Annotated in this window: 13 protein-coding genes and 7 pseudogenes; 4 read left to right on the top strand and 16 right to left on the bottom strand. The window is 66.8% G+C overall.

Features of this window, described 5'->3' with window-relative positions; genetic code table 11:
- Nucleotides 1-7 precede the first annotated feature (7 nt).
- From guaD to xdhA, 5 genes and pseudogenes are all read right to left on the bottom strand, one after another.
- Nucleotides 8-1,299, bottom strand: a pseudogene (gene guaD, locus DPM13_RS18030) (guanine deaminase).
- Complete coding sequence (locus DPM13_RS24250; protein WP_223252157.1) at nt 1,287-1,718, bottom strand: XdhC family protein; 432 nt, start codon at nt 1,716-1,718, stop codon at nt 1,287-1,289. The pseudogene guaD and the gene DPM13_RS24250 overlap by 13 nt, the downstream one beginning before the upstream one ends.
- Nucleotides 1,676-2,029, bottom strand: coding sequence for an XdhC family protein (locus tag DPM13_RS24245; protein WP_223252156.1), 354 nt, complete (start codon nt 2,027-2,029; stop codon nt 1,676-1,678). The genes DPM13_RS24250 and DPM13_RS24245 overlap by 43 nt, the downstream gene beginning before the upstream one ends.
- Nucleotides 2,026-4,321: pseudogene (gene xdhB, locus DPM13_RS18020) on the bottom strand (xanthine dehydrogenase molybdopterin binding subunit). Before xdhB ends, DPM13_RS24245 begins: the two are co-directional and overlap by 4 nt.
- A pseudogene (gene xdhA / locus DPM13_RS18015) lies at nt 4,318-5,761 on the bottom strand (xanthine dehydrogenase small subunit). Before xdhA ends, xdhB begins: the two co-directional pseudogenes overlap by 4 nt.
- Before the next feature lie 117 nt (nt 5,762-5,878).
- Between xdhA and DPM13_RS24240 the strand changes: the two are divergent.
- Nucleotides 5,879-6,757: pseudogene (locus DPM13_RS24240) on the top strand (LysR family transcriptional regulator).
- A gap of 4 nt (nt 6,758-6,761) precedes the next feature.
- Here the strand turns inward: DPM13_RS24240 and DPM13_RS18000 are convergent.
- From DPM13_RS18000 to bhcA, 9 genes and pseudogenes are all read right to left on the bottom strand, one after another.
- Nucleotides 6,762-7,319 carry a LysE family translocator gene (locus tag DPM13_RS18000; protein WP_262983182.1) on the bottom strand — a complete coding sequence of 186 codons (558 nt, stop codon included), beginning with the start codon at nt 7,317-7,319 and terminating at the stop codon, nt 6,762-6,764.
- A gap of 185 nt (nt 7,320-7,504) precedes the next feature.
- Nucleotides 7,505-8,740 (bottom strand): annotated as a pseudogene (locus DPM13_RS17995) (urate hydroxylase PuuD).
- A 237-nt stretch (nt 8,741-8,977) separates the two neighbouring features.
- Complete coding sequence (locus DPM13_RS17990; protein ID WP_223252154.1) at nt 8,978-10,444, bottom strand: nucleobase:cation symporter-2 family protein; 1,467 nt, start codon at nt 10,442-10,444, stop codon at nt 8,978-8,980.
- 213 nt (nt 10,445-10,657) lie between these two features.
- Nucleotides 10,658-11,008, bottom strand: a complete 351-nt coding sequence (gene uraH, locus DPM13_RS17985; RefSeq protein ID WP_112888548.1) for a hydroxyisourate hydrolase — start codon at nt 11,006-11,008, stop codon at nt 10,658-10,660.
- An 8-nt stretch (nt 11,009-11,016) separates the two neighbouring features.
- On the bottom strand, nt 11,017-12,357 hold the full coding sequence (locus tag DPM13_RS17980) for an 8-oxoguanine deaminase (RefSeq protein ID WP_028719069.1): 1,341 nt from the start codon (nt 12,355-12,357) through the stop codon (nt 11,017-11,019).
- 59 nt (nt 12,358-12,416) lie between these two features.
- Complete coding sequence (gene bhcD / locus DPM13_RS17975; protein WP_112888547.1) at nt 12,417-13,379, bottom strand: iminosuccinate reductase BhcD; 963 nt, start codon at nt 13,377-13,379, stop codon at nt 12,417-12,419.
- Nucleotides 13,379-14,542, bottom strand: a complete 1,164-nt coding sequence (bhcC, locus tag DPM13_RS17970; RefSeq protein WP_112888546.1) for a 3-hydroxy-D-aspartate aldolase BhcC — start codon at nt 14,540-14,542, stop codon at nt 13,379-13,381. Before bhcC ends, bhcD begins: the two co-directional genes overlap by 1 nt.
- Before the next feature lie 11 nt (nt 14,543-14,553).
- Nucleotides 14,554-15,513: a beta-hydroxyaspartate dehydratase BhcB gene (gene bhcB, locus DPM13_RS17965; protein WP_028719066.1), complete on the bottom strand. Its 960-nt coding sequence runs from the start codon at nt 15,511-15,513 to the stop codon at nt 14,554-14,556.
- Nucleotides 15,514-15,550: 37 nt separating this feature from the next.
- A pseudogene (gene bhcA, locus DPM13_RS17960) lies at nt 15,551-16,706 on the bottom strand (L-aspartate--glyoxylate aminotransferase BhcA); the annotation flags it as partial.
- A gap of 199 nt (nt 16,707-16,905) precedes the next feature.
- Between bhcA and bhcR the strand changes: the two are divergent.
- From bhcR to purN, 3 genes and pseudogenes are all read left to right on the top strand, one after another.
- Nucleotides 16,906-17,752, top strand: a pseudogene (gene bhcR, locus DPM13_RS27505) (HTH-type transcriptional regulator BhcR).
- A gap of 60 nt (nt 17,753-17,812) precedes the next feature.
- Nucleotides 17,813-18,859: a phosphoribosylformylglycinamidine cyclo-ligase gene (purM, locus tag DPM13_RS17950; protein WP_112888545.1), complete on the top strand. Its 1,047-nt coding sequence runs from the start codon at nt 17,813-17,815 to the stop codon at nt 18,857-18,859.
- Nucleotides 18,856-19,452, top strand: coding sequence for a phosphoribosylglycinamide formyltransferase (purN, locus tag DPM13_RS17945; RefSeq protein ID WP_112888544.1), 597 nt, complete (start codon nt 18,856-18,858; stop codon nt 19,450-19,452). Before purM ends, purN begins: the two co-directional genes overlap by 4 nt.
- A gap of 79 nt (nt 19,453-19,531) precedes the next feature.
- On the opposite strand, the gene purF is transcribed toward purN, so the two are convergent.
- Nucleotides 19,532-21,028, bottom strand: coding sequence for an amidophosphoribosyltransferase (purF, locus tag DPM13_RS17940; protein WP_112888812.1), 1,497 nt, complete (start codon nt 21,026-21,028; stop codon nt 19,532-19,534).
- A 147-nt stretch (nt 21,029-21,175) separates the two neighbouring features.
- A complete protein-coding gene (locus DPM13_RS17935; RefSeq protein ID WP_112888543.1) occupies nt 21,176-21,778 on the bottom strand; it encodes a CvpA family protein in 603 nt (200 codons plus the stop codon).
- Between the last annotated feature and the right edge of the window lie 9 nt (nt 21,779-21,787).

Raw genomic sequence — 21,787 nt, 5'->3', positions numbered from 1 at the left:
GGGCGGGTCAGGGCGTCGCGGACGGCAGGTCCAGCATGGGCTGGCCTGCGACATAGGTCTGGGCCACGCTGCGGTCGTCGCCCATGATCTGCAGGATGAACAGTTCCTCGGCGAGCGTCGTGGCGCGTTCCATCCGCAGCGCCATGGCGGGCGTCGCGCGGCTGTCGAGCACCACCAGGTCGGCCATCGAGCCGGGGGCCAGGGTGCCGATCTCGTCCTCCATCCCCAGCACGCGGGCATTGCCGCGGGTGGCCCAGTGATAGGCGGCGAAGGGGTGCAGCTTCTGCCCGCGCAATTGCAGGATCTTGTAGCCCTCGTTCAGGGTCTGCAGCATGGAATAGCTGGTGCCGCCGCCGATGTCGGTGGCGATGCCCGATGAGATGCCGCGCGCCCGCAGGCCGCCTTCGTCGAAAAGACCCGAGCCCAGGAACAGGTTCGAGGTCGGGCAGAACACCGGATGGCTGCCGGTCTCGGCCATGCGGGCGATCTCGCGTTCCTCGAGATGGATGGAATGGCCGAGCAGGATCTTGTCGCCCAAGAGGCCGTAGGTTTCGTAGATGTCCAGGTAATCGCGCGCTCTTCCTGGGTCAGCAAGGCGATCTCGTCCCTGATCTCCATCAGGCTGCGTCTGGTATTTGTGCGGTCGGGATGTTCGCGCACCAGCTGGCCGGCCATCTCCATCTGCTCGGGCGTCGAGGTGATGGCGAAGCGCGGGGTGATGGCATAGCGCTGGCGGCCGGTGCCGTGCCATTTCGCGATCAGCGCCTTGCTGTCGTCATAGCCCTGCTGGGGCGTGTCCAGGACGCCTTCGGGGGCGTTGCGGTCCATCATCACCTTGCCGGCGATCATCGCCATGTTCCGCCGGTCGGCGGCGGAGAACAGCGCCTCGGCCGATTGCGGATGGACCGAACAGAAGGCGACCGCGGTTGTCGTGCCATGGGCAAGGAGCAGGTTCAGGAAATGCTCGGCCATCTGCGGAGCATGGCCCTGTTGGGCGAAGCGGCTTTCCTCGGGGAAGGTATAGGTGTTCAGCCAATCGAGAAGCTGCGCGCCCCAGCTTGCCACCACCTGCACCTGCGGGAAATGGATATGGGTGTCGATGAAGCCGGGCAGGATCAGGTGCGGGCGGTGGTCGATTTCGGGCAGGCCCAGGCCGCGCAGGGCGGCGTAATCGCCTACGGCCTCGATCCGGCCGTCATGGGTGATGACGGCGCCGTCCTCGTGATAGGTGAAGGCGTCTTCGGTTTCCACAGGGTCGGCGTGGAAGGAGAGCGTGCGCCCCCGGATCAGCTGTCGCATGGGTATTTGTTCAACAAGGAAACGGTTTGGGTCAGGCGGCCGATGATCTCGGCGGCGGTGAAGGCGGCGATGACCTCGGGGCGCTTGTCATGGCTGTAGCCGGCGCCGATGGGGCAGGTCAGCCGGTCGGTGTCCAGCCCCTGGGCGCGGGCAAAGCGGCGGAACTGCGCCAGCTTGGTCTTGGAGCCGATCATGCCGATATAGGGCGCGTCCATGCGGCGCAGCGCCTCGGCCGCCAGCAGGAAGTCCAGCGCATGGTCATGGGTCAGGATGACATGGCTGGTGCCGTAGGGGGCGTGGCGGATCTCGGCCTCGGGCAGGGGCGTCAGGCGGCTTTCGCCCGGCGCCTGCGCGATTTCGGGCGCCCGCTGGTCGATCAGGATCGGGCGCAGCGGCAGGAGCGACAGGGCGCGGGACACGCCCGGCCGACATGTCCCGCGCCGAAGATCAGGACCTGCGGATGGTCGGGATGGGTGGGCATCCGGTCGCTGCGGGTCAGCGCGAGTTCGACCCGGCCGCCGCAGCACTGGCCGATCTCGGGGCCCAGCGGCACGTTCATCCGGGCGGTAAGCTCGCCCCGCGCCAGCATCTGGCGGGCGCGGTCGATGGCCATGTATTCCAGCTGCCCACCGCCGATGGTGCCGATGGTCGTGGTCTCGGACACCATCATCTCGGCCCCGGCCTCGCGCGGGGTCGAGCCGCGCGTATGGGTGACCAGGACGCGGATCATCGCAGCGCCTCGATCGCCATCAGCACGCGTTCGGGCGTCGCGGGCGCGTCGATGCGCGGGTTTTCGCGATAGCCGTTGAAGCTGGCGACCGCCATGTTCAGCGCCTGGAAGACGCTGATGCCCAGCATGAAGGGCGGCTCGCCCACGGCCTTGGACCGCTTGATGGTGTTTTCGCGGTTCACCGACCAGTCGGCGAGGGCCACATTGAAGACCTTGGGCCGGTCGGATGCCAGCGGGATCTTGTAGGTCGAGGGGGCGTGGGTGCGCAGCCGCCCCTTGGCGTCCCACCAGAGTTCCTCGCAGGTCAGCCAGCCGGTGCCCTGGACGAAGGCGCCCTCGACCTGGCCCTTGTCGAGCGCGGGGTTCAGGCTGCGGCCCACGTCATGCAGCACGTCGGCGCGTTCGATGACATATTCGCCGGTCAGCGTGTCGACCGAGACCTCGGAGCAGGCGGCGCCATAGGCGTAGTAATAGAACGGCCGGCCTTGTCCGGTGTCGCGGTTCCAGTGGATCTTGGGTGTCTTGTAGAACCCCGCGGCCGACATCTGCACCCGCGCCAGATAGGCGGTGTTGATGAAGTCCTGGAACGGAATCTCCTCGTCCCCGATGCGCACCGTCTCGCCGATGCTGACCAGTTCGGGGGCGACCTTCTTGGCCTCGGCGGCAAAGGCGGTCAGGCGTTCGACCAGCTGCCGGCAGGCATCCAGCGCCGCCATGCCGTTCAGGTCCGAGCCGGAGCTTGCCGCCGTGGCCGAGGTGTTCGGGACCTTTTCGGTCGTGGTCTTGGTGATCTTGATGCGGTCGATGTCGACGCCCAGGGCCTCGGCCACCACCTGGGCGACCTTGGTGTTCAGGCCCTGGCCCATTTCGGTCCCGCCGTGGTTCAGGTGGATCGAGCCGTCGGTATAGATGTGGATCAGCGCGCCCGCCTGGTTGAACCAGGTCGCGGTGAAGCTGATGCCGAACTTGACCGGGGTCAGGGCGATGCCCTTGCGGATGGTGCCGGCGCGCGCGTTCCAGTCCAGTACCGCCTGGCGCCGGGCGTGATAGTCGCTGCTGGCCTCGAGCTCCTCGAAGATGCGCGGCAGGATCTGGTCCTCGACCTCCTGGTGATAGGGGGTCAGCTGGCCGTTCTGGTAGAGGTTCAGCTTGCGGATTTCCAGCGGGTCGCGGTTCAGCGCATAGGCGATGTCCTCGACGATGCGCTCGGCCATGACGACGCCCTGCGGACCGCCGAAGCCGCGGAAGGCGGTGTTCGAGCAGGTGTTGGTGCGCATCGGGTGGCTGCGCAGTTCCACGGCCGGATAGTAGTAGGCGTTGTCGGCGTGAAACAGCGCCCGGTCGGTGACGGGGCCCGAAAGGTCCGCCGAAAAGCCGCAGCGGGCGTAGAAATCGGCATCCACCGCATGGATCTTGCCGCTTTCGTCATAGCCGACATTGTAGTCGATGACGAAGTCGTGCCGCTTGCCGGTGATCTGGAAGTCGTCGTCGCGGTCGGGGCGGATCTTGACCGGGCGGTGCAGCTTTTTCGCGGCCAGGGCGGCGGTGACGCAGAAGATGTTCATCTGCGATTCCTTGCCGCCGAAGCCGCCGCCCATGCGGCGCACGTTGACGACGACCGCGTTCGAGGGGATGCCCAGCACATGGGCGACCATGTGCTGCACCTCGGACGGGTGCTGGGTCGAGGTGTGGACGATCACGTCGTCATCCTCGCCCGGGATGGCGAAGGCGATCTGGCTTTCCAGATAGAAATGTTCCTGCCCGCCGACGGTCAGCCGGCCCGACAGGCGGCGCGGTGCGCGGTCCAGTTCCGCCATGTCGCCGCGCGCCAGCTTCAGGGGCTTGGTCACATAGCCCAGGCCCGCGTCGCGCGCCCCGATGGCGTCCAGCGCAAAGGGCAGTTCGTCATACTCCACGCGGGCCAGGGTGCAGGCGCGCCGCGCCTGGTCGCGGGTTTCGGCGATGACGGCAAAGATCGGCTGGCCCAGGAAATGCACCTCGGGCGTGGCAAAGACCGGATCGTCGTGATGGCCGTTCGGGCTGATGTCGTTCATGCCCGGGATGTCCTCGGCCGTCAGGACGCAGACCACGCCCGGCGCGGCGCGCACGGCATCCAGGTCCATCGCGGTGATGCGGCCAGCGCGACCGACGACAGGCCCAGATGCCGTGCAGCGTGCCCACGGGCTCCAGCAGGTCGTCGGTATAGTCGGCGCGGCCGGTCACGTGCTTGACGGCCGAGTCGTGGATGATAGACGTATGGGCGGCGCCCTTGACGAAAACGTCCTGTTTCATTCGACCCTCCTCAGGCGGTGTTCCGCGCCCGACTGTTCAAGCCAGAAGCGGCGGAAGAAGTTGGCGGCAAGGTGCTGGCGGTATTCGGCCGTGGCCCGCCAGTCGGACAGCGGCTGGAAGTCGCCCCCGACAGCCTGCGCGGCGGCCTCGAAGGTTTCGGCGGTGAAGGGCTGGCCCTTCAGTGCGGCCTCGGCCCGGGCGGCGCGTTTCGGGATGGCGGCCATGCCGCCGAAGGCCACGCGCGCAGAGGTAATGGTCGCCCCGTCGGTTTCCACCCGGAAGGCGGCGGCGGATGCGGTGATGTCGGCGTGGTGGCGTTTGCTGACCTTGTAGGCCGCGATGCGCGCGTCGCCCTTCAGCGGCACGGTGACCGATTCCACGAACTCGCCCGGGCGGCGGTCCTGCTTGCCGTAGTCGATGAAGTAATCCTCGACCGCGACCTCGCGCGTGCCCTTGGTGCTGCGCAGCCGGACCGTGGCCCCCAGCGCGATCAGCAGCGGCGGGGTTTCCCCGATGGGCGAGCCGTTCGCGACGTTGCCGCCGATGGTGCCGGCGTTCCTGACCTGCCAGCCGCCGATGCGGCGCCAATAGTCCAGCGCCTCGGGGAAATGCTGCAGGACAAAGGGCTCGAACTCGGTATAGGTGACGCCCGCGCCGATGGTGATATGGCCCGGCGTGATGTGGATGTGCTTGAGGTCGGCCAGATGGCCGATGAACACGGCGGGCGAAATGTCGCGCAGGAATTTCGTCACCCACAGGCCCACGTCGGTCGCCCCGGCGACGATGGTGGCCTTGGGATTGTCGGCCAGCACCGCTGCCAGGTCGGCGGCATCGGCGGGCAGGATGGCGCGGTCGTCGCCGCGCGCGACCTCGACCCGCTCGGCCGGGATCGCGGCCAGCGCCGCCGTCACGCGGTCGCGTTCGACGGTCAGCGCGTCGAAGTTCTGGCCGCCCGCCTCGGAGGCCGCGAAGGCCGCCTTGACGATGGGCTCATAGCCGGTGCAGCGGCACAGGTTGCCTTGCAGCGCGGTTTCGATGGCCAGCATGTCGGGGCGCGGATCGGACATCCACAGCCCGTAAAGCGCCATGACAAAGCCCGGCGTGCAAAAGCCGCACTGGCTGCCGTGGTGTTCGACCATCGCCGCCTGGACCGCGTCAGGCCGCCGTCCGGGCCGCGCAGATGCTCGACCGTAACCACATGGCGCCGTGGCACGACGCCAGGAAGCGGATGCAGGCGTTGATCGGTTCATAGCGCAGCGCGCCGTGGTGCAGCCGGCCGACCAGGACGGTGCAGGCGCCGCAGTCGCCTTCGGCGCAGCCTTCCTTGGTGCCGGTCAGGCGGCGGTTCAGCCGCAGGAAATCCAGAAGCGTGTCGCGCGACCCCGCCTCGGTCAGGCGGATCTCGGTATTGTTCAGCAGAAAGCGTATCTCGCCGCCCATCATGTCCTCGCTGGCATCGCTGGGTATAAGGCAAGCCTAGATGCGAATTGGCCTTTGCGAAACGATGGATTGAGCATAAGACTTTCAGCCGTTCCTTGAAAGAAGCAGGTGAGAGCCGTGCCATATCTTGAAAGTCTTCGGGTTTTCGTGCGGGTGATCGAACTGGGGTCGATCACGGCGGGCGGGCGCGATCTGCGCATGTCGCCGGCAGTTGCCTCGAATCGCATCAAGGATCTCGAGACGCGCTTCGGCGTGCGGCTGCTGAACCGCACCACCCGCAAGCTGGTCCCGACCGAGGTGGGGCGCGCCTTCTATGACAGCGCGCGCCGGGTGATCGAGACCCTGGACGAGGCCGAGGCGGTCGTTTCGGGGTTTTCGGGCAATCCGCATGGCGCCTTGCGGGTCACGGCGCCCCGGGAGCGCGGACCCGCGTGAATTTCGAGAACCACTATCCCGGCTTTCAGGTGAAGGAAATTCTCCGGGAGCCGTACACGGGCCGCACGTTCCCTGGATACGACGACATCGACCTGTCGTTCGCGGAGCTTGAAGCCGCAGGAACAGCCGCTGACTGGAAGGCCGCTCTCGAAAGCATCAAGGGCTTCTACCTCATCACCGACACAAGGACCGGCACGCCCGCCAGCCCGACGACCTGGTCAAGCACAACTGCCTGCTGCTGCGCTATCCGCGCAGCCCGGAATATTACTGGGTGCTGCAAACGCCCGAGGGACCGCAGAAGCTGCTGGTGAACGGCCATTTCGACGCCGACGACGGCGACGTGCTGACCGACTGGGCGCTGGAGGGGCGCGGCATCGCCAACCGCCCGCATTACGAGGTGGCCGAGCATCTGGCTCGGGTCGGCTGGTCGAGATCCTGCCCGGCTGCCCGCCGCTGGCCGCGCAATTCGGCGTGCTGACGCCGCATCGGCGGCTGCAGGACCCCAAGGTGCGTCTGTTCGCCGATTTCATCGCGCGCGAGACGAAGCGGTATTTCGGCTGAGGCTTCAGCACAGGGCCGCCAGTATCTGCGCCGAGAAAACCGCCAGAGCCCCCGAGGTGATCCAGCGTTGCCCGCGCAACCAACCGGTGTGGCGGATCAGGAAGAACGCGAGCGACCCGGCGGTCAGGGCAACCGCGGCGTTGACGGCAAGCCCGATTACGATATGCACGGAACCCAGGGTCAGCGATTGCAGCCAGATGCTTCGCGCCTCCACCACGACGAACAGGGGCAGCAGCGTCAGATACAGCAACGCCACGCCCGGGTTCAGCAGGTTGGTCAGAAAGCCCATCAGGAACAGCCCGCCTCGGCTTTCCGGGGGATGCTGGGCAGGAGGCCGCCCGAACAGCCCGTCCGCCGCCAGAAGCCGGACCGCGAGGACTGCCAGATAGGCCGCGCCCGCCAGCTTGAGCGGCACCAGTGCCCGGGGCTGGGCCAGCAACATCGCTGCAACCCCCGTCACCGCGCAAAGCAGGTAAAAGACATATCCCAGGGCGATCCCGCCCAGCGAGACGAGCCCCGCCCAACGGCCCCGACAGATCGAACAGGATATCAGGTAGGCCATGTTCGGACCCGGCGTCACGGCAAGTCCGAAGGCAAGGCCGGCAAAGGCCAACAGCGTTGGCGCAGACGGCAACCCAGACATGAAAAGAACTCGTAAAGAATAATTTGCCGCCTTCCAGGATAGCACGGCGGCGGGATTTTCTCAACGAGTCGGTGGTCTGGCGGAGCGTTCCCCGGCGCCCGCGGTCAGTTCAGCGCGAAGGTCGTGGGTAGCGAGCGATACCAGTCGACGATGGCCTGGCGTTCGGCCGGTTCCATGAAGCTGACGTTCGCGGGGGGCATGGCGTTGGTCACGCCGGCCTGGATGTAGATTTCCCGCGCCGCGCGGGTGATGTCGTCGGGGGTTTCCAGCAGGACGCCCTTGGGGGCGGTGTGGATGCCCTCGTACGAGGGCTCTCTTGCGTGGCACATGCTGCACCGGCCCATGACGGCGCCATAGGCGTCGTCCCAGCCGGGCGCGTCCACCATGGCCTGCTGGGTCGGGGTCAGGATGCGGGCCTCGGATTCCTCGACCGTCTGACGCAGCATCGGCGCGGTCGAGATCCACATGACGATGACGAACAGGATCGTCGTGACCGCCCAGGTCCACCACAGGTAGCCCTTGCCGGCGTGCATGCTGTTGAAGAAATGCCGAATGGTCACGCCCATCAGGAAGATCAGCCCCGCGATCACCCAGTTCAGGTCGTGGGCAAAGGCCAGCGGGTAGTGGTTCGACAGCATCAGGAAGACGACCGGCAGCGTCAGGTAGTTGTTGTGCGTCGAGCGCAGTTTGGCGATCTTGCCGTATTTCGGATCGGCGGGACGCCCGGCCTTGAGGTCGGCGACGACGATGCGCTGGTTCGGCATGATGACGAAGAACACGTTCGCCGTCATGATCGTGGCGGTAAAGGCGCCCAGGTGCAGCATGGTGGCGCGGCCGGTGAAGACCTGGTTGTAGCCCCAGCCCATGACCATCAGCAGGACGAACAGCAGCAGCATCAGCAGGGTCGGCGTCTCGCCCAGGCGGGACTTGCAGAGGTTCGTGTAGACCAGCCAGCCCACCGACAGCGAGGCGGCCGAGATCAGGATCGCCTGCCAGGGCGCCAGCTCCATCTTGGCCGGGTCGATCAGGAACAGCTCGGACCCCACCCGTGGTGACCGTGATAAGGCGGCCCCCGAGATCCAGGACTACAGTCCCGACCCGATCCGGCGCTCGGGCATCCGCTCGGGCGCGACCAGGTATTTCTGGATGTGGTAGAAGCCGCCGCCATGGACCTGCCATTCCTCTCCGTGCGCGCCGGCCGGCAGGCCCGGCACCTTGCGCAGGCCAAGGTCGAGAGCGACGAAATAGAAGGACGAGCCGATCCAGCAGATGGCGGTGACGACATGCGTCCAGCGGATGGCAAAGGCGAGCCAATCCCAGATGACGGCGAAATCGGACATGAAGTGCTCCTGTCTAGCTGGGATTTTCTTAACGCAGGGCAAGGATAGGGGAAAATCGGGCCAGTTGCCTTGGCTGTCTTAAGCCTGCGTTGAAAATCTTTCCGTGTTTGCGTCGGTTGCAATGAAAAAGAGGGGGCTTTGCCCCCTCCGGCGCACAGCGCCTCCTCCCCCAGGATATTTTTCCACGAAAGAAGCAGGCCTGCCCGGTTCTGTTGCCGGCCTGGCCGTGGTCTTGGCTTAGTGGCCCCCGGCCGGAAGCAGGGCGATTTCCTTGCCGTCGGCATCGAACATCTTGCCGTCGAGGTAATAGTCGCCGTCGCGCAGCTGCGAGAGGTCGGTGTAGCGGATCACCCGCTCGGCCGCCGCCCCGAAGACCGAGGGCTGTTCGGAGTTCCCGGCGGTGAAGTAGTTGAACATCAGGTTCAGCAGGATCGCCATCAGTGCCGAGGAGCTGATTCCCGAGTGGAAGATGGTCTGCACCCAAGTCGGGAAGTGGTGATAGAACTCGGGCAGCATGATCGGCAGGGTGCCGAAACCGATCGAGGTCGCCACGATGATCAGGTTCATGTTGCCCTGGTAGTTGACCTTGGCGAGGGTGCGGATGCCGCTGGCCGTCACGGTGCCGAACAGCACGATGCCCGCGCCGCCGAGGACCGGCATCGGGATGGTGGCCACGACCCGGCCCATGATCGGCAAGAGCCCGAGGCAGACCAGGATCGCGCCGCCGGTGGCGACCACATAGCGGCTTTTCACCCCGGTGACGGCGACCAGGCCGACGTTCTGGGCGAAGGCGCTTTGCGTGAATGAACCCACGACCGGCGCAAGCATGCTGGACAGCATGTCGGCGCGCAGGCCATCGCCCAGCCGGCGCGAATCGACCTTGGTGCCGACGATTTCGCCCACGGCGAAGATGTCGGCCGAGGTTTCGACCAGGGTGACCAGGATGACGATGAACATCGACAGGATCGCGGCGGTGCCGAAGGTCGGCCAGCCGAAGTGGAAGATGTCGGGCAGCGCCACGACCGGGCCGTTGCCCACCTGCGAGAAGTCGGTCATGCCCGCTGCCCAGGCGATCGCGGTGCCGGCGACCAGCGCCAGCAGGATCGACAGGCGCGAGATCGTGGCATTGCCGACCTTGCTGAGCAGCAGCACGATGGCAAGCGTCACCCCGGCCAGCAGGATGTTGCTGGTGCTGCCGAAATCCTCGGCCCGGCTGTTGCCGCCCATGGCCCAGCGGCCGGCGACCGGCATCAGCGTCAGGCCGATGGTGGTGATGACGATGCCCGCCACCAGCGGCGGAAAGAACTTGGTGACGCGCGCGAAGATCGGCGTGATCAGCAGCCCGATCAGCGAGGCGGCGATCACCGCGCCAAAGACGGCCTGGATGCCGCCGTTGCCCGAGATGGTGATCATCGTCGCGACCCCGGCAAAGGACACGCCCTGCACCAGCGGCAGCTGGCAGCCGAAGAAGGGCAGGCCGATGGTCTGCAGGATGGTGGCGACGCCGCCCGCGAAAAGCGACGCGGTGACCAGAAGCCCGATGTCGGCGGGCGACAGGCCCGCGGCCTGGCCGACGATCAGCGGCACGGCGACGATGCCGCCGTACATGGTCAGGATATGCTGGATGCCATAGGCCAGATTCGCGAAAAGCCCCAGCTTTTCGTCCTCGGGCCGGACCGGCGTGGTTTCTGGGGTTGGTTGCACTTTTTCTCCTCCCATTCCCTGGAACCTGCGATCTCCTCCCGCAAGCTTGGCCGATGTTTATCGACCTTGGTCAGCGATGACTTCCAAGGATAGTTTAAGGCTGCATAAAGCTTTGATAGAAGATCGCGGCGGCGGGCGCTTCCCGTGGCCCGGGCGCCGGGTCTGGGGCGGGGCGCTACGTCGCGCCCGGCCAGTGTCGTTGCGTCCTGCGGATCAGCTGCCGCGATAGGTCGAGAACCCGTAGGGCGAGATCAGCAGCGGCACATGGTAGTGGTCCTGTTCGGACATGCCGAAGCGCAGCGGGATCCGGTCCAGAAAGCGGGGCTTGGCGGCCTGGTGGCCTTGGGCGTCCAGCCATTCGCCGACATGGAACACCAGCTCGTATTCGCCGGTCTGGAATTCGGCTTCGGGCAGGATCTGGCTGTCGGTGCGGCCGTCGTGATTGGTGACGGTTTCCTTGAGCAGCCGGCGCTCGGGGTCGAGCCGATAAAGTTCGATCCGCATGCCCTGGGCGGGGGTGCCGTTCGCGGTGTCAAGGACATGGGTGGTGAGATAGCCGGGCATGTTCGCTCCTATCCGTTGGCGAGGCGATGGGTCGCCGCGCGGGCCTGTTCGTTGAGGTGATGCGGGTCGGCGGTAACCAGCCGGTGTTCGCAGACCACGGCGCGCCCCTCGACATAGACCGAACGTGGCCGCATCGGGGCGCAGAACACAAGGGCCGCGACCGGGTCCCATTCGCCCGCCGCCGCAAGCTCGGTCACGTCCCACAGCACCAGGTCGGCGCGCTTGCCGGGTTCCAGGCTGCCAAGGTCCGTGCGGCCCAGCACCCGGGCACCGCCCAGCGTCGCGATCTCCAGCGCCTCGCGGGCGCCCATTGCGGCGGGGCCGTTCTTCAGCCGGGCCATCAGCATGGCCTGGCGCGCCTCAAGCCCCAGATGGCTGCAATCGTTACTGGCCGAGCCGTCGACGCCCAGGCCCACCGGCACGCCTGCGTCGCGCATGGCGCGCACCGGCGCGATGCCCGAGGCGAGCCGCGCGTTCGAGCAGGGGCAATGCGCGACCCCGGTGCCGGTGCGGGCGAAGAGGTCGATTTCCTTGTCCGACAGTTTCACGCAATGCGCGTGCCAGACATCGTCCCCGGTCCAGCCCAGGCTTTCGGCGTAATCGCCGGGCAGCATGCCGAAGTTCTGCAGCGAATAGGCGATATCTTCGTCATTCTCGGCCAGATGCGTGTGCAGGCGCACGCCCTTTTCCCGCGCAAGGATGGCCGCGTCGCGCATGAGTTCCCGGCTGACCGAGAAGGGCGAGCAGGGGGCAAGCCCCACCTGCACCATGGCGCCGGGGTTCGGGTCATGGAAGGCGGCGATCAGGCGTTCGCTGTCCTTCAGGATGGCGGATTCGGATTCGACCAGCGCATCGGGGGGCAGGCCGCCCTTGCTTTCGCCGATCGACATGGCGCCCCGGGTCGCGTGGAAACGGATGCCGATCTCGGCCGCGGCCTCGATGCTGTCGTCAAGGCGCGCGCCGTTCGGGAACAGATACAGGTGGTCCGACGAACAGGTGCAGCCCGACAGCGCCAGTTCGGCCAGCCCGATCTGCGCGGACAGCCGGATGTCGCCCGGCGTCATGCGCCCCCAGATCGGGTAAAGCGTGCGCAGCCAGCCAAACAGCGCCGCGTCCTGCGCGGCAGGCACCGCGCGCGTCAGGGTCTGGAACAGATGGTGATGGGTGTTGACCAGGCCGGGCGTGACGACGCAGCCCCTGGCCTCGATGATTTCGGCGCCTTCGCCGGCAAGATCTTGACCGACGGCAAGGATGACCCCGCCGTCGATCAGCACATCTCCGCCCGCGATCTCGCGCCGGGTGCCGTCCATCGTCACGACGACTTCGGCCTTGCGGATCAGGGTTTTCATGGCTTTCCTTTCTGGACGGCCCGGCGTGATTGCCGGGCCGGCGCGTCCGTCCTGTCCGGTCAGATCTCGACCGTCTGGGCGATGCCCTTGGCTTGGGCGAGTTGGACGGCCTTTGCAGCGACGGCGAGGTCCTGGAGGCCAACGCCGGTGCCGTCGAAGAGGGTGATCTCGGCGCCGTCACGGCCGGGGTCGGTGCCGTTCACCGCCGCGCCCAGGCGGGTGATCGCGGTCGCCTCGACGAGGCCCTGGACCACCGCGTGCTGGCATTCGCCGATCGAGACCGCCTGCGCCACCTCGTCGGTGTAAATCTTCGCGCGCGCGACCAGGGCGGGGTCGAGCTCCTGCTTGCCCTTGGTGTCGGTGCCCATGGCGGCGATATGGGTCTCGCCCCGGACGTGTTCGTTCATCAGGAGCGGCGAGAAGGACGAGGTGATCGAGACGATCACGTCGGCCTCGGCGCCCAGCCGGTCCAGGTCCACGGCCTCGAAGGGCAGGCCCAGTTCGGCCGCGGTCTCGGCCAGGCGTGTCAGCATCTCGGGGTGCGGGTTCCAGCCGATGACCTTTTCAAAGGCATGGACGCGCGCAGCGGCCCGCATCTGGAAGGCCGACTGATGGCCCGCGCCGATCATGCCCAGCACCTTGGCGCCCTTGGGGGCCAGATACTTGATCGACACGGCCGAGGCGGCGGCCGTGCGCAGCGCCGTCAGCAGGTTGCCGCCGACCGCCGCCGCCACGCGTCCCGTATCGGCGTCGAACAGGAAGATCGTCGACTGGTGGTTGATCAGGTTGTGTTTCTGGTTGTTCGGCCAGTAGCCCCCGGCCTTGAGCCCCAGCGTCAGGGCCGAGGCGTCGAACCCGCCCTTGAAGCCGTAAAGCGCGTCCTCATGCCCGATGGCCTCGCGCACCACCGGGAAATTGTAGGCCTTGCCCGCGTCCATGGCGGCAAACACCGCCTCGATGGCCTCGAAGGCCGCGTCGGGGGTCATCAGACCCCCGATCTCCTTTTCCGCGACGACCAGCATCAATAGGCCTTTCCGCGGGCCGAGACCGGCCAGACCGTCTCGACCTTGCCGTTCCGGACGCCGACATACCAGTCGTGGACGTTGCAGGTCGGGTCGCAATGGCCGGGCACCAGCCGCAGCTTGTCATTGACCTTCAAGACGCCGTTGTCGTCCTGGACCACGCCGTGCTCGTCGCTGCACTTGATGTATTTCACATCGTCGCGGCCATAGACGAAGGGCAGGCCGGAATCGACCGACTGCGCCTTGAGGCCCGCGTCCACCACCGCCAGGTGAGGCTTGGCGTGGCTCATGACCGAGGTCAGGATGAATAGCGCGTTTTCCCATTCGCCCTGGTCGATGCGCTTTCCGTCCTTGTCGTGAATGCGCCCGTAATCGGCATCCATGAAGGCATAGGAGCCGCACTGCAGTTCGTTGTAAACATTCGAGTTCGATTCGAAGTAATAGGAACCCGTGCCGCCGCCCGAGACGAATTCGGGGGTCAGGCCCTCGGCCTCGAGCGCCTCGACCGCCTCCTTGACCTGGGCAATGGCGGCATCGAGCTTGGCCTTGCGCTCCTCGTAGCTGTCGATGTGCTGCATGGCGCCCTGATAGGCCTGAATACCCTTGAAGGTCAGGTTCGGGGCGGCAGCGGCGGCCTTTGCGATCTCGACCACCTCGGCCGCGGTCTTGACGCCGCAGCGGCCGGCGCCGCAGTCGATTTCCACGAAGACGCCCAGATTGGTGCCGTGCTTTTGCGCCGCCGCCGACAGGTCGGCGATGTTGGCCACGTCATCGACGCAGACCGTCACCGTCGCGCCCAGCTTCGGCATTCGCGCCAGCCGGTCGATCTTGGCCGGGTCGCGGACCTCGTTCGTGACCAGCACGTCCTTGATGCCGCCGCGGGCAAAGACCTCGGCCTCGCTGACCTTCTGGCAGCAGACGCCGACGGCGCCGCCAAGACTTTCCTGCAGCTTCTGCACGTCGACAGACTTGTGCATCTTGCCGTGGCTGCGGTGGCGCATGTTATGCGCCTTGGCATAGTCGCCCATCTTCCTGATGTTGCGCTCGAGCGCGTCGAGGTCGAGGATCAGGCAAGGCGTCTGGATCTCATCCTCGTCCATGCCGGGCAGGGCGGGGATGTCATAGCCGACTTCAAAACCGGCAAAATCCGCTTTCGCGTTCATGGGGGGTCTCCTCAGATCCAGGGCAGCTTGTCGAGATCGACATTGCCGCCGGTGACGATGATGCCGACGCGCTGGCCGGCAAAGGCTTCGGGGTTCTTCAGGATGGTGGCCAGCGGCACCGCGCTGCTGGGCTCCATCACGATGCGCAGGTGCTTCCAGATCAGCTTCATCGCATCGACGATCTCGGCGTCCGAGGCGGTATAGATTTCGCTGACGTGGTTTTTCACGAAATGCCAGGTCAGGTCCTTCAAGGGCACCAGGAGGCCGTCGGCGACGGTCTTCGGGGCATCGTCGGCGATGATGTGGCCGGCCTTGAAGCTGCGATAGGCGTCGTCGGCCTGCTCGGGCTCGGCCGCGATGACCTTGACCTCGGGCGCCAGCGTCGAAAGCGTCAGGCAGGTGCCCGAAATCATGCCGCCGCCGCCGATCGGCGCCACGACCGCATCCAGCCCGTCGACCTGCTCGATCAGTTCCTTGGCGCAGGTGCCCTGGCCCGCGATCACGCGCGGGTCGTTGTAGGGGTGGACGAAATCGCCCCCCGTGCGCGCCTGCACCTCGGCAAAGGTTGCCTCCCGCGACGAGGTCGAGGGCTCGCATTCGGTGATCACCCCGCCATAGCGGCGCACGGTGTCCTTCTTGGCCTGCGGCGCGGTGCGCGGCATGACCACGTTGCAGGGAATGCCGCGCAGCATGGCCGCGTAGCTGAGGCAGGACGCATGGTTGCCCGAACTGTGCGTCGCCACGCCCCTGGCCGCCTGTTCGTCCGAAAGCCCAAATACCGCGTTGGCGGCGCCGCGCACCTTGAAGGCCCCCGGCTCCTGGAAGTTCTCGCATTTGAAGAACAGCTGCGCGCCGGCAAGCTCGTTCAGGTAGTCCGAGGTGCGGATCGGCGTGCGCCGAATATGCGGCTTGATGCGCTCATGCGCGTCCAGCATGTCCTGGTACGTCGGGATATCCATGGCGTCCTTCATCTCTCCAGAATGGGTGCCCGGTCTTACGCGGCAGGATGGACTGGCGGTAATGTCCCTGCGCGGCGGCGACGCCGAGCCCAGCTTGATGCGGCAGCCCCAGGTCGGCCATCACCATCTCGCGCCGTGGCGATGCCCGACAGGGTCAGGCGTTGATATCGCCCAGGTGGCCGATGCGGAACACCTTGCCCGCGACTTCGCCCAGGCCGGTGCCGAGCCATGTCATAGGTTTCCAGCGCATGGCTGACGATCAGGTTCGCGTCGAACCCTTCGGGCACGCGGATGGCGCTGACGCTGTCGGAATACAGCGCGGGCCGCACGGCGCAGAGCTTCATCCCCCAGGCCCGCACGGCGGCGCGGGTGGCGGCGCCATGGCGCTGATGGCGGGCAAAGACGTTATCAAGCCCCTCCTTCAGCAGCCGTTCGCAGGCGACGTTCAGCCCGTTGATCAGGCCGACCGGCGGCGTATAGGGATAGCCGTTGCGGGCATAGCCGGTCGCCATGTCGCGGATGTCGAAGAAGGTGCGCGGCAGCTTTGCCGTTTCGACCGCCTCCATTGCCTTGGGCGAGAAGCCGACGATGGCCAGGCCCGGCGGCAGCATCAGGCCCTTCTGCGAGCCGGACACGGCAACGTCGACGCCCCATTCGTCAAAGCGGAAATCGATCGAGCCGATGGAGCTGACGCCGTCGACGATCAGCAGCGCCGGGTGGCCGGCTGCGTCCAGCGCCCGGCGGACGGCGGCGATGTCGGATTTGACGCCGGTCGCGGTCTCGTTATGCGTGGCCAGGACGACCTTGATGTCATGCGCCTTGTCGGCGGTCAGGATTTCCTCGAACCGATCCGCGGGGATGCCTTCGCCCCAGGGGGTCTCGACGAATTGCACGTCCAGCCCGTGGCGCTGGCACATGTCGATCCAGCGGTGGCTGAACATGCCGTTGCGGGCCGCCAGCACCTTGTCGCCGGGCGACAGCGTGTTGGTGATGGCGGTTTCCCAGCCGCCCGTGCCCGTCGAGGGGAACAGGAAGACCTGGGCCTGCGTGGTCTTGAGGACCTTCTTCACCCCTTCTAGCGCCGGGTGCAGCATGCGGCCGAACACCGGCGAGCGGTGGTCGATGGTGGGCATGTCGACGGCCTTGCGCATCTCCTCGGGGATGTTGGTGGGGCCGGGAATGAAGATCGGGTTCTGACTGGTCATGGCAATACCTCCTTCGCTTGGCGGAACACATCCTGCCGTGTACGGTCCATGCAGGCGAAATATGCTGTAATTTCTGAAAAATATTTCGCAATCGCGGAAAAACGGTGTATTTCCCATTTATGCCAATGATTTGTCCTTTTCCAATTGCGCAAGGCAATTTTCAACCATTCCTTATATCTGTCGAAAGAGGGGGTGACGAATGACGGAACTGCGCAAGAAGGGCCGCCCGCGCGGGCGGGCCGGCGACAGCGGGGACAGCGGCGGCATCCGGGCGCTGGACCGGGCGCTGGACATCCTGGATGCCATCGCCGCCGGGAACGGCCTGACCCTGACCGAGATCGGTCAGCGCTTGCAGATGGCGCCCTCGACCGTGCACCGGGTGCTGGTCACGCTGGCGGCGCGGGGGGTGGCGGAGCAGGATGCCAGCAGCCAGGCCTGGCATGTCGGACCGACCGCCTTTCGGCATGGCTCGGCCTTCATGCGCCGCTCGGGGCTGGTCGAACGCGCGCGGCCCGTGTTGCGGCGCCTGATGGAAACCACCGGCGAGACGGCGAACCTGGGCATCCTGAACGGCGACGCCGTCCTGTTCCTGTCCCAAGCCGAGACGCACGAGACGATCCGTGCCTTCTTCCCGCCGGGCACGCGTTCGCCGCTGCATGCATCGGGCATCGGCAAGGCGCTTCTGGCCCAGCTCGGCCACGCAGGAATTGTGGCTGCAGCGGGTGGAGGACTATTTCGCTGACCGCCCACTCGCCAAGCTTCCGAAGGCCGTGGCGGAGCAACTGGCCGAGGAAGAGGCGAACCGCGCGCGCGGCTATTCGCTGGACAATGAGGAGCGGACGCTGGGCATGCGCTGCATCGCGGCCCCGATCTTCGACCTGGCCGGAGAGGCCGCCGCCGGCATTTCGGTGTCCGGGCCCGTCCACCGGATGAGCGACGACCGGCTGGCCGAGATCACGGGGGCCGTGGTCGCCGCCGGGCGCGAGCTGTCGCTGGGCCTGGGACCGGGGCAGGGGTCGGGGCGGGGGACTGAGGCAAAGCCATAGGAAACATTGCCTGCCGCGCCCGCCTGCGCTATCGGGGCGCAAAGCACAAGGGGACCCGAGATGACCGAGCGCGAGAATGGCCTGTCCTATGCCGAGGCCGGGGTGGATATCGACGCGGGCAATGCGCTGGTCGAGCGCATCAAGCCCGCCGCCGCCGCGACCCGGCGTCCGGGCGTGATGGAGGGGCTGGGCGGCTTCGGCGCGCTGTTCGACCCGCGCGCTGCGGGCTTTCAGGACCCGGTTCTGGTCGCCGCGACCGACGGGGTCGGCACCAAGCTGCGCATCGGCATCGACACGGGCGAACTGGACGGGCTGGGCATCGACCTGGTTGCCATGTGCGTGAACGACCTGGTCTGCCAGGGGGCGGAACCGCTGTTCTTCCTGGACTATTTCGCGACCGGAAAGCTGTCCGTCGATGAGGCCACGCGCGTCATCAATGGCATCGCCGAGGGGTGCCGGCTGTCGGGCTGCGCCCTGATCGGGGGCGAGACGGCCGAGATGCCGGGCATGTACGGCAAGGGCGATTTCGACCTGGCGGGCTTTGCGGTCGGCGCGATGGAGCGGGGCACCGCGCTGCCCGCCGGCGTGGCCGAAGGCGACGTGCTGCTGGGCCTTGCCTCGGACGGGGTGCATTCCAACGGCTTCTCGCTGGTGCGCAAGGTGGCCGAGCACGCCGGCCTGGGCTGGGATTCGCCGGCACCCTTCGGCCAGGGGTCCCTGGGCCAGGCGCTGCTGGTTCCGACGCGCCTTTATGTCCGCCCGGTCCTGGCCGCGATCCGCGCAGGCGGGGTCCACGCAGCCGCCCATATCACCGGCGGCGGCATCACCGAGAACCTGCCCCGCGTCCTGCCCAAGGGTCTTGGGGCCGAGATCGACCTGACACGCTTTGCCCTGCCGCCGGTCTTTGCCTGGCTGGCCGAGGCCGGCGGCATCGCCGAGGCCGAGATGCTCAAGACCTTCAACTCGGGCATCGGCATGATCCTGGCCGTGGCCGCTGACCGCGCCGACGCCTTGCAGGCGCTGCTGGCGGACGAGGGCGAGACGGTCCACCGCCTGGGCCATGTGGCCGCAGGCGAGGGCGTGCGTTATTCCGGCAGCCTGCGGTGAAGCGCGTCGCCATCCTGATTTCGGGCGGCGGTTCGAACATGGTCAGGCTGGTCTCCTCGATGACCGGCGACCATCCCGCGCGGGCCGTGCTGGTCGGCTCGAACGATCCGGGCGCCGGGGGGCTGGCGCGGGCCGAGGCCCTGGGCGTGCCGACCTTTGCGGTCGATCACCGGGCCTACAAGGGCGACCGCACTGCTTTCGAGGCCGGGTTGCTTGAGCCATTGCTGAGGGCCCAGCCCGACATCCTGTGCCTTGCGGGCTTCATGCGCATCCTGACCGCTGATTTCGTGCGGCGGTTCGAGGGGCGGATGCTGAACATCCATCCCTCGCTGCTGCCGAAATATCCGGGGCTGCACACCCATCAGCGCGCCATCGACGCGGGCGACGCCGAGGCGGGGGCGACGGTGCATCTGGTCACGGCGGACCTGGACGCCGGGCCCATCCTGGGGCAGGCCCGCGTTCCCGTCCTGCCCGGCGATACGGCGGGCAGCCTGGCGGCGCGGGTTCTTGAGCAGGAGCATCGGCTTTACCCCGAAGTGCTGCGCCGCTTTGCGCTGGGTCAGCAGGGCATGGTGACGCTGGGCGCCGCATGACGAAGGCCGCGCAGGTGGCGGCCTTGGCATGGGTATTTGGAAAACGGTGAAAACGAAGGGGGCGCGAAGCCCCCTTTTCCTATTCGGCCGCGTGGCCCGTGATGGCCTGCGCCTCGTACTCGGGCTTCATGCGGAAGCCGCGTTCCAGCTGGTCGAAGGGCGCGACCGGGTATTCCCCCGAGAAGCAGGCGTCGCAATATTGCGGGCAGGACTTGTCGCGGCCCTTGACCTCGCCCACCGCGCGATAAAGACCGTCGAGCGAGACGAAGGCGAGGCTGTCGACCCCGATCCATTCGCGCATCTCTTCCTCGGTCATCTGGGCGGCCAGCAGCTTGTCGCGGTCGGGCGTGTCGACGCCGTAGAAGCAGGGCCAGGCCGTGGGCGGGCTGGCGATGCGGAAATGCACCTCGGCCGCGCCGGCGTCCAGGATCATGTCCTTGATCTTGCGCGAGGTGGTGCCGCGCACCACCGAATCGTCGACCAGGACGACGCGCTTGCCCGCGACCAGCGCGCGGTTCACGTTCAGCTTGAGCCGCACGCCCATGTTGCGGATCTGTTCGGTCGGTTCGATGAAGGTGCGGCCCATGTACTGGTTGCGGATGATCCCCATGCCATAGGGGATGCCGCTTTCGTGGGCGTAGCCGATGGCGGCCGGGGTGCCGCTGTCGGGCACGGGGCAGACCAGGTCGGCCTCGACCGGGGCCTCGCGTGCCAGTTCCACGCCGATCTGGCGCCGGGTTTCATAGACCGAGCGGCCACCGATGATCGAGTCGGGACGCGAGAAGTAGACATGTTCGAAGATGCAGAAGCGGCCCTTGGACGGGCCGAAGGGCCGCGAGCTTTCGATCTCGCCCTTGGAGATGACGACCATCTCGCCCGGCTCGATCTCGCGCAGGAATTCGGCGCCGATGATGTCGAGTGCGCAGGTTTCCGAGGCGAGCACGAAGCCATCCTCGCCGATGCGGCCCAGGACCAAGGGGCGCACGCCCAGGGGGTCGCGCACGCCGATCAGCTTGGTGCGGGTCATGGCGATGACGCTGAAGGCGCCTTCGACCCGGCGCAGCGCGTCCTTCATTCGCTCGGGGATGTTGCGCTGGATGGAACGCGCCATCAGGTGGATGATGCATTCGCTGTCGGAACTGGACTGGAAGATCGAGCCGCGCTCGATCAGTTCACGCCGCAGCGCCATGGCGTTGGTGATGTTGCCGTTGTGCGCGATGGCGCAGCCGCCCATCGCGAATTCGCCGAAGAACGGTTGCACGTCGCGGATCGCGGTGGCGGCCTTGGTGCCGGCGGTCGAATAGCGCACATGCCCGATGGCGAGCGATCCGGGCAGCGTCTCCATCAGGCTTTGCTTGGTGAAGTTGTCGCGGACATAGCCGAACCGATGGGCGCTGTTGAAGCCCTGTTCGGCATCATGGGCGACGATGCCGCCGGCCTCTTGCCCACGATGCTGCAGGGCGTGCAGGCCAAGGGCGACGAAGTTGGCCGCATCCGCGACACCGATTGCACCGAACACGCCGCATTCTTCGTGCAGGCGGTCGGAATCGAAGGGATGGGCAAGGAATGGCTGCATCATCACCGGCTCATGGGGCTAAGGAGGAGGGCTCATATGTGGCGCTGTCGCCGACAACATAGGGGCTTGCGCGGGCGAAGTCACGCCTCGGCAGGGAAACGAGGCGCAATTAATGTCACGAATGGGTCACGAAGCCCCGCGGGACGCCTAGTTCGCGGGCGCGGCCGGTGTGGGGGTGGCCGCGTCGACCGGCTGGGTCACGGCGCAGCCATGGACCAGTTGTTCATAGCGCGACACCACCCAGCCCGGGGCATCCTGCGGGATCTGGCTGTCCATCTGCCCCCGCATCGCCGCGAAAACCTGGGCCGAGCGCGAGTTCTCGACCATGGCGACGGGCTGGGTCGCCATCACCCGGTCGTAGACGATGAAGGCCACCGCGACCAGAAGGATGCCGCGCGCAACCCCGAACAGGAAGCCGATGCCCTGGTCCACGCCCCCCAGCGCCGAACGCTGCACGACCGAGGAGAACAGCGGCGTGATGATCGAGAACACCACCAGCGCCAGCGCAAAGACCGCCGCGAAGGCGGCGATGGTGGCAAGCTCGCAACTGTCGCCCAGGAACTTGTTCAGCCTGGGGATCTGCGCGACCATCGGCCGGACCGTGGGCGCAAAGATGAACGCCATGATCGCCGCGCCGATCCAGCCCAGGATCGCCAGCGATTCGCGCACGAATCCGCGCGCATAGGCCAGGATCGCCGAGAGGATGATCACGGCGGCCACGATGCCGTCGATGATGGTGAAACCGTCCATTGTCACGCC

This window comes from Paracoccus mutanolyticus, from assembly GCF_003285265.1.
GTDB lineage: Bacteria > Pseudomonadota > Alphaproteobacteria > Rhodobacterales > Rhodobacteraceae > Paracoccus > Paracoccus yeei.
This window is presented reverse-complemented; position numbering and strand designations above follow the sequence as displayed.

Bases quoted from the DNA above. Each gene is read 5' to 3' on its own strand.
- DPM13_RS24245 (WP_223252156.1), bottom strand. From the start codon at position 2,029: ATGATCCGCGTCCTGGTCACCCATACGCGCGGCTCGACCCCGCGCGAG.
- DPM13_RS18000 (WP_262983182.1), bottom strand. From the start codon at position 7,319: ATGGCCTACCTGATATCCTGTTCGATCTGTCGGGGCCGTTGGGCGGGG.
- uraH (WP_112888548.1), bottom strand. From the start codon at position 11,008: ATGCCCGGCTATCTCACCACCCATGTCCTTGACACCGCGAACGGCACC.
- DPM13_RS17980 (WP_028719069.1), bottom strand. From the start codon at position 12,357: ATGAAAACCCTGATCCGCAAGGCCGAAGTCGTCGTGACGATGGACGGC.
- bhcD (WP_112888547.1), bottom strand. From the start codon at position 13,379: ATGCTGGTCGTCGCGGAAAAGGAGATCGGGGGTCTGATGACCCCCGAC.
- bhcC (WP_112888546.1), bottom strand. From the start codon at position 14,542: ATGAACGCGAAAGCGGATTTTGCCGGTTTTGAAGTCGGCTATGACATC.
- bhcB (WP_028719066.1), bottom strand. From the start codon at position 15,513: ATGAAGGACGCCATGGATATCCCGACGTACCAGGACATGCTGGACGCG.
- purM (WP_112888545.1), top strand. From the start codon at position 17,813: ATGACCGAGCGCGAGAATGGCCTGTCCTATGCCGAGGCCGGGGTGGAT.
- purF (WP_112888812.1), bottom strand. From the start codon at position 21,028: ATGCAGCCATTCCTTGCCCATCCCTTCGATTCCGACCGCCTGCACGAA.
- DPM13_RS17935 (WP_112888543.1), bottom strand. From the start codon at position 21,778: ATGGACGGTTTCACCATCATCGACGGCATCGTGGCCGCCGTGATCATC.